The 13,733-nt window shown below is 58.8% G+C and carries 13 protein-coding genes; 9 read left to right on the top strand and 4 right to left on the bottom strand.

Features of this window, described 5'->3' with window-relative positions; genetic code table 11:
- The first annotated feature begins 119 nt into the window (after positions 1-119).
- The 9 genes from tolB to gloB all read left to right on the top strand — a co-directional run bounded on the left by tolB (position 120) and on the right by gloB (position 7,485).
- On the top strand, positions 120-1,481 hold the full coding sequence (gene tolB / locus ACILQA_RS05820) for a Tol-Pal system beta propeller repeat protein TolB (RefSeq protein ID WP_395628850.1): 1,362 nt from the start codon (positions 120-122) through the stop codon (positions 1,479-1,481).
- Positions 1,482-1,549: 68 nt separating this feature from the next.
- Complete coding sequence (gene pal / locus ACILQA_RS05815) at positions 1,550-2,080, top strand: peptidoglycan-associated lipoprotein Pal (RefSeq protein WP_395628849.1); 531 nt, start codon at positions 1,550-1,552, stop codon at positions 2,078-2,080.
- Between the two features lie 134 nt (positions 2,081-2,214).
- A complete protein-coding gene (locus tag ACILQA_RS05810) occupies positions 2,215-3,303 on the top strand; it encodes a YjgN family protein (RefSeq protein ID WP_395628848.1) in 1,089 nt (362 codons plus the stop codon).
- 3 nt (positions 3,304-3,306) lie between these two features.
- Positions 3,307-4,395 (top strand): M48 family metallopeptidase, encoded by a 1,089-nt coding sequence (locus ACILQA_RS05805; protein WP_395628847.1) that lies wholly within the window; start codon positions 3,307-3,309, stop codon positions 4,393-4,395.
- 42 nt (positions 4,396-4,437) lie between these two features.
- Positions 4,438-4,692: a DUF6356 family protein gene (locus ACILQA_RS05800; RefSeq protein WP_395628846.1), complete on the top strand. Its 255-nt coding sequence runs from the start codon at positions 4,438-4,440 to the stop codon at positions 4,690-4,692.
- Between the two features lie 13 nt (positions 4,693-4,705).
- Positions 4,706-5,443 carry an alpha/beta hydrolase gene (locus ACILQA_RS05795; protein ID WP_395628845.1) on the top strand — a complete coding sequence of 246 codons (738 nt, stop codon included), beginning with the start codon at positions 4,706-4,708 and terminating at the stop codon, positions 5,441-5,443.
- Between the two features lie 19 nt (positions 5,444-5,462).
- On the top strand, positions 5,463-6,245 hold the full coding sequence (locus ACILQA_RS05790) for a tetratricopeptide repeat protein (protein WP_395628844.1): 783 nt from the start codon (positions 5,463-5,465) through the stop codon (positions 6,243-6,245).
- Between the two features lie 59 nt (positions 6,246-6,304).
- On the top strand, positions 6,305-6,760 hold the full coding sequence (locus tag ACILQA_RS05785; protein ID WP_395628843.1) for a VOC family protein: 456 nt from the start codon (positions 6,305-6,307) through the stop codon (positions 6,758-6,760).
- Positions 6,760-7,485, top strand: coding sequence for a hydroxyacylglutathione hydrolase (gene gloB / locus ACILQA_RS05780; RefSeq protein ID WP_395628842.1), 726 nt, complete (start codon positions 6,760-6,762; stop codon positions 7,483-7,485). The genes ACILQA_RS05785 and gloB overlap by 1 nt, the downstream gene beginning before the upstream one ends.
- A gap of 3 nt (positions 7,486-7,488) precedes the next feature.
- On the opposite strand, the gene ACILQA_RS05775 is transcribed toward gloB, so the two are convergent.
- The 4 genes from ACILQA_RS05775 to ACILQA_RS05760 form a co-directional block, all read right to left on the bottom strand.
- Complete coding sequence (locus tag ACILQA_RS05775; protein ID WP_395628841.1) at positions 7,489-10,884, bottom strand: error-prone DNA polymerase; 3,396 nt, start codon at positions 10,882-10,884, stop codon at positions 7,489-7,491.
- The gene (locus ACILQA_RS05770) at positions 10,881-12,413 is read right to left on the bottom strand and encodes a Y-family DNA polymerase (RefSeq protein WP_395628840.1); all 1,533 of its coding nucleotides are present in this window, start codon (positions 12,411-12,413) and stop codon (positions 10,881-10,883) included. The genes ACILQA_RS05775 and ACILQA_RS05770 overlap by 4 nt, the downstream gene beginning before the upstream one ends.
- A complete protein-coding gene (locus ACILQA_RS05765; protein ID WP_395628839.1) occupies positions 12,316-13,116 on the bottom strand; it encodes an ImuA family protein in 801 nt (266 codons plus the stop codon). The genes ACILQA_RS05770 and ACILQA_RS05765 overlap by 98 nt, the downstream gene beginning before the upstream one ends.
- A 194-nt stretch (positions 13,117-13,310) precedes the next feature.
- Positions 13,311-13,733: amidohydrolase family protein (locus ACILQA_RS05760; protein WP_395628838.1), on the bottom strand; the 423-nt coding region annotated here is incomplete at its 5' end.

Here is a 13,733-nt window from a genome sequence, read left to right as displayed (position 1 = left end):
CTGCATCTTGCAAGCCGTGCGCGCGGGATCCCCCTATGACGGGCTTGACCCCGAATATTATGACGTCTGGAAAACCCACGCACTCCGTTTGCGCGCCACGGGATAAAGGAATGAACTATATGACCTCTTTCTCATTTTACCGGAAGCTCGCTTCATTCCTGCTTCTGATTGTCGGCAGTCACAGCGTCATGGCGCAAACCCCTCCGCCTGCGCCTGATACAGATGAGCCGGAACTGGTCGAGTTCGACACATCCAAGACGCGCTCCATTGCCGTGCCCGCACTTGTGGCCCCTGCCCCTGTCGATACGCCGGCGGGGAACAGCGCCGCACTTGGCCGTCAAATCGCTGAAGTCATCTCATCCAACTTGCGCGCATCGGGTGTGTTTGAAACACAGGGGCCCAACGGCCTGCGCGCCATCTCGCTTGGCGAAGTAACGGCGCCCCAGTTTGATTATTGGAAAGGGCGTCCAGTTGAACAGCTTGTGCAAGGTTTCGTCCGCGTGGGCGGCGACGGCAATCTGACGGTTGGTTGTTATTTATATGACGTCGGCTTTGGCAATGAAACCACGCGCCTTGGTTTCAACGTGCCGCCGCGCGAATGGCGCAGGGCCGCGCACAAATGTGCCGATGCGATTTATTCGCGCCTCACCGGAGAGCTACCATTCTTTGACAGCCGCATTGCCTACATTGCCGAAACCGGTCCCAAGGGTAAGCGCGTCAAACGCCTGGCGATCATGGATTCAGATGGCGCAAACCACCGCTTCATTACCAATGGCCAGTCCACTGCGCTGACGCCGCGTTTCTCGCCCAACTATAAATCGATCCTGTATCTGTCCTATGTCGACGGCAATCCACGCATCTATGTCTATGATATTGATGCCGGTCGGCAGCGGTTGATTACGCAATCGCGCAACCCGACCTTTGCCCCGCGCTGGTCGCCCGATGGGCAAACCATATTATATTCCATGGCGGTTGCGGGGAACACCGACATCTACAAGATTTCGGCAAGCGGCAACGGCACGCCCGTCAAGCTGACAACATCACCCGGCATCGATGTCGGGGGAAGCTTTTCCCCCGATGGTCGCCAGATTGTATTTGAAAGCGACCGGTCGGGCAGCCAGCAAATCTATGTCATGAACGCGGACGGGTCCAACCAACGGCGGATCAGCTTTGGTTCCGGGCGGTATGCTACCCCCGAATGGAGCCCACGGGCGGACCTTATTGCCTTTACCCGCATTGCAGGCGACTTCCGCGTTGGCACAATGCGCCCCGATGGTTCGGGCGAACGGCTGTTGACCGACAGCTGGCAGGACGAGGCCCCCACATGGGCGCCCAATGGCCGCGTCATCCAGTTTTTCCGCACCGCGAAGGGCAGCGGCAAAACCAGTATCTGGCAAGTTGACCTCACAGGATCGAACGAGCGCAAATTGCCGACGCCGGTTGACGGATCGGACCCCGCATGGGGACCGGTATTGCCGTGAGTGCTTTTAGTTCTTATTTCTGATATAACTTCCGCGACACAGATGCGGGCAAGCCGAAGGAGAAGACCATGAAGACGAACACAATTAAGATGGCCGCCATATTGTTGGCATCAACCGCACTGGTTGCAGGCTGCGGCAAGAAAAAGGTTGAAGCACTGCCGCCGGTGGCCGAGGGCACCGAATATGCCCAGCCCGAACCGGCCCCGCCTGCCCCTGCAAACCAGATCGTTCCGGGCAGCCAGGAAGATTTCCTTCAGCAAGTGGGCAAATTTGGCGACCGCATCTTGTTTGAAACCGATCGCTTCAATATTGATGCCGAAGATCAGGCGACGTTGCAGCGTCAGGCGCAATGGCTTGCGCGCTATCCCAACGCCCGCATCACCGTGGAAGGTCATGCCGACGAACGCGGCACACGCGACTACAACCTTGCGCTCGGCGAACGCCGCGCCAATTCTACCAAAAATTACCTGATCTCAATCGGTGTCGACGCAAGCCGCATCGAAACCGTCAGCTATGGCAAAGAACGCCCATCGGCTTTGGGTTCGGACGAACAAGCCTGGGCACAAAACCGCCGTGCGGTGACGGTTACCGTTCAGTAAATATCAAATCCTCCCCGTCGACGTACGATGGGGAGGATGCTTTCATCGAAACGCATAGCCTTTTTACATGGCGTTTCTTGACAAGGCTTTTCACTTTCGCACATCTTGTGTGACATTTTGGGGGCCGCAATTTCATGAACGACGACCTATCTCAACGGCATAGCGCATTTCGATTCCATGGCAGTTGGCTGGAATTTGCCCGCATCGCCTTTCCCAACCTTTTGCTGACCATTGTCACGCTTGGCATATATCGGTTTTGGGCAACCACCCGCGAGCGCGAATATCTGTGGAGCAAGACGGACTTCATTGATGAACGTCTGGAATGGACGGGCAAGGGCATGGAGCTTTTTGTCGGCTTCGTCATGGCTTTCCTGCTGATCGGCCTACCCCTCATCGTCATTCAATTGATATCGCAGGGGCTAATTTTCCGGGGTGAAGCAATCCTTGCGGTCGTCATGACCCTGATGATGTTCCTGCTGCTGTTTTACCTGACGGGCGTCGCATATTTCCGTGCGCTCCGGTACCGGCTGAGCCGGACCTATTGGCGCGGTATCAGAGGGGGCAGCGACGACCCCGGTTTTCAATATGGCCTGGCCTATATGTGGAAAAGCGTCGTGGGTTGGCTACCCATTTTCTTGGGCGTGCCATGGTCGATGATTTCCCTGTGGAATGACCGCTGGAACGCCATGAGCTTCGGCCCGCATCGCTTTTCAGCAACGGCCGAGTGGAAACCGCTAATGAAGCGTTATTTGCTATTCTATCTCGTACCGTTTTTGGTGTTCATAGGTGCTGTGGTGTTCGGCATCAGCATGGCTGCTTCGGGTGGGACTCCCGACACACTGGGAAGCACGGGCATTGCGATTGGCGCGATCTTGGCCATCATCGCCGTCCTTTCATTATATATCGTGCTCCCGCTCGCGGCGCTTGCCTATTACAGCAAATATTTCCGCCTCGCGGTGGGTGGCTTGCGTTTACACAATCTGGAATTTGAATTCCGCGCACGGGCACCGGACTGGATCCTGTTTTTCCTCGCCAACATGGCGATTGTCATCTGCACCTTAGGCATTGGCTATATCTTCATGCCGTACCGCAACTGGAAATTCTTCGTCGACCATATGGAAGCCTATGGCGAGATCAATATCGACGATCTGACCCAGTCCGAAACCGTGGTTGCAAAGCATGGCGAAGGCTTGCTCGACGCATTTGATGTGGGGGCGATTTAGCCCATGTCGGCCTTTTTCGACGCGTGGCATTATGACGGCAAAAGCGCCGTGCGCCGCAAGGTCGAGGTGCAGATCATTGGTCGGCAATTCTACTTGTTGGAAACCGAACGGCGACATGGCCCGTTCGCATTTTCCGATATCGAATATGTCACGCACAAGGATGATGCCGACGTCTATGGATTAAAGGAGACGGACGGATGGCGGTTAATGCTTTCCGGTCCGGTGCCATCCGACCTATCGGCCATGCTGCCCGCACGGCGCAATTATGGTGGCTGGGTTGACCGGCTTGGCTTTGGCAAAGCGGCAGTCGCGTTCACCTTGGCCAGCGCAGCAGCGGTCGCCGTCGTTCTTTTGAGCCCGCAATGGCTGGCACCGCTGATCCCCTCCAGCGTCGACGAGAAACTTGGCGATGCGCTTGTGGGCGATTTTGGCGGCCGGTTCTGCAGCACGCCTGCCGGAGACGCCGCGTTGAAAAAGCTGGTCGCGTCGCTGGATGCCAATCCGGACGATTTGCAGGTCGAGGTCGCCAAAATTGACATGATAAATGCGGTGGCGCTGCCCGGTGGTAAGGTCATTTTATTCGACGGCCTCGTCAAACAGGCACGCTCGCCCGATGAGGTTGCTGGCGTATTGGCGCATGAAATCGGCCATGTCCGCGAAAAGCATGTCATGCAGGCCTTGCTGCGACAAATGGGCCTTGCGGTCGTTCTGGGTGGCATTGATGGCAATAGCGGCGCGCTGGTCAATAACATGCTGTCCATGAGCTACAGCCGCGAGTCCGAAGCGGAAGCCGATGCCCATTCGATGAAAGCGCTTGGCGGTGCCAATATCTCGCCCATCGGCACCGCGTCATTTTTTGACCGGCTTTCCGAAATGGATGGCAGCGCAAATTCCAGCACATCGGACAATGGCATAGCCGGATATATGTCGAGCCACCCGCTGTCGCGGTCCCGCAAAGACGCGTTTGAGAAGAGCATCGTCAAAGGGAAAAACTACAAGCCAGCCTTAACCCCGACCGAGTGGACAGAGTTGAAAACCATGTGCACGCAGGATCGCAAAGCGAAATCGGGCTTCGGCTTTGATTTTAACTGAGCGATTGTTTAAGCTACGGTAGTTTTTGAAGGAAAGGTTCCCATGTTCAACCGCCTCTTTGTCGAACATCCCAAAAGCGTCGATGAAAATTATGTCGAACATTTTGGCGTCGCCAGCCGCTTTGGTTTTGCGATGATCTGGGGTGGGATGAAGGCGCTGGTGCATGCGTTCGTTCCCGGTCTCTGCATCACGTCCGGCAGCGATACCGTGAAGCGGTTGAACCATATCATGGTCGAGCAGCGCCGCGCAAAGGGGCAGGATGTGGCCCAAATGCTGACCGTCGATTGGGTGATTTGACCCAGGCCCCGTTTTGACAAAAACAGCTCCACATTTTGCTACGCGTCATGATGGCGTCAAGCTCGCCTATCGTCTGACCAAAGGCCGCGGGCCAACGCTTGTGTTTCTGCCGGGCTATATGTCCGATATGCAGGGTGGCAAGGCAACCGCGCTGTGCGCTTGGGCAGAGGCGCAAGGCATCGGCATGTTGCGGCTCGATTATTCGGGTTGCGGTGAGAGCGAAGGTGCATTTGAAGACGGCACGCTGGATATCTGGCGTGATGACGTTCTCGCGGTCATTGCCCATGCGCAAATTGGCTCCTTAATCTTGGTTGGCTCGTCCATGGGTGGATGGCTCATGCTGCTGGTGGCCGAAGCGCTTGGCGCGCAGGTCATGGCGATGGTGGGTATAGCTGCAGCACCCGATTTCACCGACTGGGATTTCAACGACGCCGACCGCGCGACGATGGCCGCCGACGGACGCATCGCGCGTCCAAGCGATTATGGCTATGATCCCATGGTCATCACCCGCGCTTTTTGGCAATCCGGGCAGGATAATCTGCGGCTGAATGGCGAAATCGGCATCGACTGCCCGGTGCGACTGATCCACGGGCAGTGCGACCCTGACGTGCCTTGGCAAACATCATTAAGCCTAGCTGCCCAGCTTCGTTCATCCGACGTGCAGACCATTTTGGTAAAGGATGGCGACCACCGGCTTTCGCGCGAGGAAGATATTGCCTTGTTGATCGACAGCGTGGCGAAGCTGGTCTGACCTTATTGACGGAGCGCCCGTGCTAAAGCTTTTGTCGAGTTTGCTGTTCATCGCGGCGCCAGCGTCCGCGCAACCCTTGTCCACGTTGAACGAGGTCCAGTTTGCTGAGTGCATTAAACTCGCAGGCACTGACCCTGCATCTGCGGTCACCGAGGCAAGCGCATGGACGCAAAAAGGCGGCGGTTATCTTGCACGCGCGTGCCATGGCTATGCGCTTGCGACCGATTTTAAATTCGACCTTGCGATACCCATACTGACCGAGGCGGCTAAATTGGCCGAGGACAAGGGGGATGCCCGCGCGGCGCGTTTCTGGGCGCAGGCGGGCAATGCGGCGCTGGCAGCCGATACGCCCGATGCGGCATTGGCGGCATTAGACAAAGCGCTTGCCGCCCAAACCTTAGAAACCGCCGAACGCGCCGATAGCGAAATCGATCGCGCGCGCGCTTTGGTTGCGTTGCGCAGACCGGCGGATGCCGAAGCTGCGCTGACGACCGCACGGACGCTGTCGCCCGAAAATGGCACGGCATGGTTGTTGTCGGCGACTTTGGCGCGGCGGATGAACAAGCTGCCCGATGCGCTAAGCTATATCCAGACGACAGCCGCGCTTCTGCCGCGTGATGCCGCCGTCGCATTGGAGGCGGGCAATATTGCCATCGCCGCCGGTGATGAAGCGACCGCGCGCATGCAATGGGAACAAAGCATCACAATCGCGCCCAACAGCCGTCAGGCGGCGACCGCAAAGGCGCAGCTGGCCGCATTGGCCGCCAGCGCACCGCCGCCTGCCGAACCGCAATCGCGATAGCACGCCCCTTGCGCCCGTAGCTGTCACGGTCCATTGTCTGCGCAAATACAGACAGCGCCATGAACGGAACGAATATGCCGACGAAATATCTCCACACGATGATCCGCGTGACGGACCCTGAAGCAACGGTCGCGTTTTTCAAATTGATTGGGCTGGAAGAAGTCCGCCGTTTCGACAGCGAAGCTGGCCGCTTCACGCTCATTTTCCTCGCCGCGCCCGGTCAAGATGGCGTGGCGGAAGTGGAATTGACGCATAATTGGCCACCCGCCGATGGCAGCGCAGCCGAAGCTTATGAGGGCGGCCGCAACTTTGGTCATTTGGCGTACCGGGTCGATGATATTTACGCGACCTGCCAAACGCTGATGGACGCAGGCGTCACGATCAACCGGCCACCACGCGACGGCCATATGGCGTTTGTGCGCACCCCCGACGGCATTTCGATTGAACTGTTGCAAGAGGGCAATCTGCCACCGGCAGAACCGTGGGTCAGCATGCCAAATGTGGGCAGCTGGTAATGCCGATTGAAATTGTCCGCGTTCCGGTCCTGTCCGACAATTATGTTTGGCTCGTCCATGAAGCAACAAGCGGCGAGACCCTGGTGGTCGACCCGGCTGTGGCAGAACCGGTGCTCGCGGCGGCCGAGGCGCGCGGATGGAAGATTACGCAAATCTGGAACACCCATTGGCACCCCGACCATGTCGGTGGCAATGCCGAGATTAAGGCGGCAACAGGTTGCATCATCACGGGACCAGCGGCAGAGGCGGAGCGGATATCGACTCTGGATGTGCAGGTCGGCGGCGGCGACGTCGTGCAACTGGGTGGGATGCGCGCGATGGTTCTAGACGTTCCCGCGCATACGGCGGGGCACATCGCCTATCATTTCGCAACCGAGCAGGTCGCCTTTGTCGGTGACACCTTGTTCGCGATGGGCTGTGGCCGCTTGTTCGAAGGGACCGCTGCGCAGATGTTCGACAATATGCGCACGCTTGAGGCGTTGGGCGATGCGACGGCCATCTATTGCGCGCACGAATATACGTTAAGCAACGCGCGCTTTGCGGTGACCGTGGAGCCCGACAATGCCGCGCTTCAGCAGCGTGTATCGGATGTTGTCGCCGCGCGCGAACGTGGCGAGGCGACTGTGCCCACCACAATCGCACTGGAACGCGCGACCAACCCGTTCATGCGCGCACGCTCCGTGGAGGAGCTGGCGGCACGCCGGGCGGCGAAGGACGCAGCCTAAAAGTTAGTGGAAGTCGCGTGACTTGGGCAAGATCCGCACATCACGCGGATGGCTGCCGCGCGGGGGATGTGGCCGCGCAAATTCGTCGATTTTGGGTTTCCCGACATTAGCTTTATGCGTTTCGGACAGTTGCGCCAAATCGTCGGTACGGTCGATAATATTGGTCGCCATCAGGTGCACCACGCCTTCCTTGCTGCGCTGAATTTCGCCCTCGGCAATAATCAGCCGTGACGCCATGACGGCGCGGCGTTGCCGGTCGAACAACCGCGCCCATAATAAGATGTTGGTCACGCCACTTTCATCCTCAATCGTGATGAAAATCGCATTGCCCTTGCCGGGGCGCTGCCGGACCAGCACGACGCCGGCCACGCGCACCCGCTTGCCGTTCTTGACGACATTGGCCTCAGCGCAGCTCAACACGCCCTCGCGTGCAAACATCCCGCGCAGGAATTGCATCGGGTGTCCCTTTAGCGAAAGCCGGGTCATCTGATAATCCGCCGCGACATGTTCGCTGGCCGGCATCGCTGGCAACATCGCATCGGCCTCCGCGCCAAGCTCGCGCGCGTTGGCCGCAGCGAACAACGGCAGTTCGTCCGAAGGCGTCCGCCGCGCTTCCCACGCGCCCTCTCGCCGGTCAAAACCCAATGATCGCACGGCATCGGCATCGGCAAGCAAGTGCATAGCAGCCGGTGGCAGCGCGGCCCGGCGCGCCAAATCTTCGATAGATGCGAATGGCCGGTTCGCGACAATGGCGTGCGCCCACACCGCGCGAAATCCGTCAATCTGCCGCATCCCCAATCGCAGCGCGCCTTGCTCAATTGCATTGTCCCAATGGCTCGCATTGACGTCTATCGGCCGGACCTCCACCCCATTTTCCTGCGCATCGCGGACAATCTGCGCCGGTGCGTAAAAGCCCATGGGCTGCGAATTGAGTAAGGCGGCGGCGAAAATGGCCGGATGATAATGTTTGATCCACGACGACACATAGACCAGCCGCGCAAAAGACAGCGCATGGCTTTCGGGGAAGCCATATGATCCGAAGCCCTGAATTTGGCCAAAGCAGCGCTGAGCAAAGTCACGTTCATAGCCGCGCCGCACCATGCCTTCGACCATCATCGTTTCGAAATGCTCCATACCGCCGACATTGCGAAACGTCGCCATCGCCTTGCGCAAGCGGTTGGCATCGGCTTCGCTGAATTCGGCGGCGGTGATGGCAAGGTTCATCGCCTGCTCCTGAAACAGTGGCACACCCAATGTTTTGCCCAGCACATTTTTCAGCTCGTCTGGCGGATATGGCGGCGCAGGAGAGGGATATTCGACCTTTTCCTCCCCATTACGTCGCCGCAAATATGGATGCACCATATCGCCCTGAATGGGCCCGGGACGGACAATCGCGACTTGAATCGTGAGGTCATATAGGCTGCGCGGTTTCATACGCGGCAGCATGTTCATCTGCGCCCGGCTTTCGACCTGAAACACGCCCAGGCTCTCGCCTCTGCACAGCATGTCATAGACATTGGGATCATCGGAATCGATATCGACCTTCAAATCATAATCGCCAATTCCCTGCTCGCGCATCATGTCATAGGCCTTGCGGATGCAGGTCAGCATACCCAGCGCGAGCACATCGACCTTCATCAGCCCCAATGCGTCGATATCGTCTTTGTCCCACTCAATGAAATTGCGGTCTTTCATCGCGCCATTGTGAATGGGCACGGTTTCGTCGAGCCGGTTTTCGGTCAGGATAAACCCGCCGACATGCTGCGACAAATGGCGCGGGAATTTTATCAACTGTTCAGACAGCGATTTCAGCCGGGCAATTTCGGGATTGTCGGGATCAAACCCCGCCTCAACCAGCCGCCGTTCATCAGGGCCACTGCCGAAACTGCCCCAGACGGTGCTGACCATGCGCGTGGTGATATCCTCGGTCAGGCCCAAAGCCTTTCCCACTTCGCGCACCGCGCTGCGCGGACGGTAATGGATGATCGTCCCGGCAATCGCGGCCCGGTGGCGGCCATAGCGCCGATAGACATATTGAATAACTTCCTCACGCCGCTCATGTTCGAAATCAACGTCGATATCGGGCGGTTCTTTTCGGTCGGACGAAATAAAGCGCGAAAATAACAGCGTGTTTACAAGCGGATCAACAGACGTCACGCCGAGCAGGAAACACACCGTAGAGTTCGCCGCCGAACCACGCCCTTGGCATAAAATCGGCGGCTTTTGATCGCGCGCGAATTTGACCAGATCGTGGACCGTGAGGAAATAATACGCGAATTTTTCTGTACGAATAAACGCAAGCTCGGTTTCAATCGACTTACGGATTTTCTCCGGAAGCTCCGCCCCGTACCGTTCGTGCGCCGCCGTCCACACCAGATGCGCCAGCCAGTCGTCGGGGGTCCAGCCACCCGGCACCGGCTCGTGCGGATATTCATATTTCAACTGTTCAAGGTCGAAATGAATATGTGCAGCAAAGCGTTCGGTTTCGACCACAGCTTCAGGACAGGCATGGAATAAATGCGCCATATCATCCGCCGTCTTAATGTACCGCTCGGCATTCGCCTCCAGTGCAAAGCCTGCTTTCTGGATGGTCGTCCCCATGCGGATGCACGTGACAATATCGTGGAGCGGACGCTGATCGCGGGTCGCGTAAAGTGGATCGTTCGTCGCGAGCAAAGGCACGTCAAAGGCGTTTGCGACCTGTCGATAACGTGCCAGCTGCCGTTTATCCTGACCCCTATGATGCGTTGATACGCCAAGCCAAAGCTTGCCCGCATGCACAGGCGCAAGACGGCGCAGCACGCTTTCCCAATCCTGCGGCGCAGTCGACACCAGCTTGAGATGCGATGGCGCTTCTATGGGCTTCGCGCTTTCCTTGAACGCATATAAAGGCGGGTTCTTATGTGTCTCCTCCGCGTCCGCGGTCGCATATGGCATGACGATGAGCAGCAAATCACCCAGATGGTCCGACAAATCGTCGAACTTCAGGATGCAGCTGCCTTTGGTGGCGCGCATATTGCCGACGGTCAGCAACCGGGTGAGATTACCCCACCCTTGCCGCGTGGCGGGATAGGCAATGATGTCCGGCGTGCCGTCCGAAAACACCAGCCGTGATCCTGCCAAAAAGCGGATATTCGGTTCACACGCGGCCTCTTCGGCTTCGGTCAGTTTTTCGGGTTGGCCAGCATCGCGCTTGGCCGCCAGCAATGCACTACGCGCTTCATCGGGCGCATCGCCCAACGCCTTCCACGCACGCACGACGCCAGAGACGGTATTGCGATCAGCAATGCCGATGGCCGTCAGCCCGCGCCGGATACCCTCCGCCACATAATCCGATGGCGGCGATGCGCCGCGCAAGAAAGAATAGCTGCTGGTGCAGGCAAGCTCGGCATAGCTCATGCAAAAATGCCGTGGAGATACCAAAGTGGCCGCTCGATTTCATCATAAAGCCCGCGCCGGAACAGCCAAAAACGGCGACCCTCATTGTCCTCAACACGGTAGTAATCGCGCGTCAGGCTGCCATTGCCCGGCGCGTAGCCGCGCGGGTGTCGCCACCATTCCGGGCTGATGCGTTCGGGGCCCTCCACCCGCGTGACGCGGTGCACGTGCCGCCGCCAGCGAAAGCTGCGCGGTTCGCCTTCTGGAAATCCGGCGGTGACCTCAATTGGCTGCGGCGTTTCGAACAGGCGAAAAGGCCGCATCGCCGGTTCGCCCGGCACAGGCTTTGGCCAGTCCGTTTTTGCAACGTCAGATTGCGCGACACGCTCAAGCGCTGCGCGTTCGGGGATGTGGCTTTGCCGCGCGTGGAATTGCCGCACACGCTCTGCCCCCAACCGAACGCTGAGCCGGTCGATGAGCGCGGCCGCAGCCGCATCTGTGTCAATCTTTGTCTCCAGCCCAACCTGGACATTGGCCAGCACTTCAGCCAGCGGGACTTCCAACCGGATGAGGTCATAGCCAAAGCCGGGGTCAAGCGGGTCGGACAGCGCGTCGATACGCTCCCGTATCAAGCGCATGAGCAGGGCAGCGTCGCGCGTTGGTGTGCCGGTATCCACCGCCAGCCGCGCGACATGGCCATCGCTGCGGAATAGACGTATCTCGAACCGTCGCCCGCCCTGCCCGCGTTCTTGTAACTGAAGTGCCGCGCTCCCTGCCAGCATTTCGATGGTCGCCAACACATCATTGGTGCGCGAAATCGGTTCGGCAAAATTCTGCGTAACATGGATGATTGGCAGGCTACGGCGCGGGGTGATGCGCGGGTCTTCCTCTTCCAACAGGCGCGCCAGTCGCACCACAACTGCTGTGCCAAAGCGCGCCGCCAGCGGCTTACGCGGGCGGATAGCCAGATCACCAATGCTTCTCAGGCCAGCCCGGCGCAGCGCCTTGTGCACCTTGTCACCGCCATCCAGCGCCTCCACGGGCACGTCGGAAATGGCGCGCGCCGCATATCTCGCCTTGGCCTGCGCGCTGTCGGGGGTGCCGCCCAAGGCGATCCGGCAACTGAGGCCATGACGGCTGAACCGCGCGTGCACATCCTTCGCCAGCCGCGCCGCATCACCAAACACATGCTCGCACCCCGTAATGTCGAGCAGCAGCCCTTGCGGCGGGTCTAACATGCAAGCAGGCGTATAACGCTCACACCCATCGGCGAGCCAGCCGAGCAAATTGAGGTCCGCTACAGGATCATGGTCGAAGACCGCCAGATCGGGCACGCGGGCGCGGGCATCGGCCAGCGCCATTCCTGTGGTCAGGCCAAGCGCATGCGCCGCCGGATCACATGCCGCCAACCGCATGGCCCCGCGTTGTTTTTCGACCATGGCAAAAGGCGCATCAGGCGCGCTGCCGCGATGCCGGACCAGTCTTTGTGTCGGTAACAATGGCAGAAAGACCGCCAGATAGCGGCGTGTCAAAAAAGCTTCGTGTTGCATGATCCCAAGTCACTCTTGCCGCAAAAGGAGCCGTGCCGCCGCGATGGCGCAGAAGGCTGATGTCAAAAGTCGGAAGGCCCGGGGCATTTCCCGGCAATGGCGCAGAGGGCGCAGAACATATCCGCCAGCGTGTGCGCGCCGCGCTGGGCATCGGCACCGCATCCCCGCGCACCAGCAGGGCCAGCACCCCTGCCTCCGTCGCGGCCAAGGCAAGTCGCCGGGTCGATGTCAAATCCACCAACCGGGCATTGCCGTGCGTTTCCAATATGACCGCGCGGGCGGCTTTCGACCGGATGGCATCCGCTGCAGCCCGCAAGGCGTCGCGCAAATCGGCTGTCTGGACCAGCAACATGCGCGCGGGGTCACCGCCCATTGCCGATAGCCCATAAGGGTAGAGACGACCCGATGTCTGGCGTTCCTTGTCCCCTGATATCCAGAAGATACCCGCATCGCTTTCCGGCAGCCGCCATGCCAGCAAAAGCGCAAAGGCAGCGGCGGCATGTGAGTCGGCTTTTGCGCCACCAAAAAATTCATGCAGCCCTGCCTGCGTTATGCCACCGCGCAGCCGTTCGTCGACATAAGGCGCCCCTGTGGGCAGTAATGATTGCGCAGCATCCGACTGGTATTGCTTCCACATTCCTTGCACAGATGGAAACGCACCAGCCGATAGAGTCGGCTGTATGTGATTCGGCTTTTTGTTCATGCTTTGTTCCATACTCCATTTTTCATGGATGTGGAGTCAGCTTTTTTTATCCTGAAGTGATGTGGGATAATATAGGCCGGCAACCGGCGGGCCTATGCGCGCAGATGATCCCGAAAGCGCGGACGAGATGCTTGAGCCATTTTCCAGCCCGGACTATTTGCCCGGGCCAGAAAATTGCGTTCACCCGGCTGAACTCATTCCCAATAATAAGGCATGCGTTTGCGTGTGCCGGTGACTTCTTCGTTCAGCGTGGCCGCATCATATAAACGGCCACCGATCATAACCTTGGCAACCTTGTCCGAATTGCGGATATCCGCGCTTGGGTCGGCGTCGAGAACAACGAGGTCGGCAAGCTTGCCTGCGGCGATGGAGCCGACATCCTTGTCATAGCCCAGCGAACGGGCGGACTCGATTGTGCCTGCAGCCAATGCCTCGATTGGCGACATGCCACCGCGGACGAAGGACCAAAGTTCCCAATGCGCGGCGATGCCCGCTTCCTGGCCATGCGCACCGATCGACACCGGCACGCCAAGCTTGGCAAGCTTATGTGCCTCACGCGCGCTGTTGTCGTCGACATAGTCTTCCTCAGGCGCGATTTCGCGGCGTGCATTGTTCGC

Origin of the sequence: Sphingorhabdus sp., from assembly GCF_044239005.1 — a bacterium.
Lineage (GTDB): Bacteria > Pseudomonadota > Alphaproteobacteria > Sphingomonadales > Sphingomonadaceae > Sphingorhabdus_B.
This window is presented reverse-complemented; position numbering and strand designations above follow the sequence as displayed.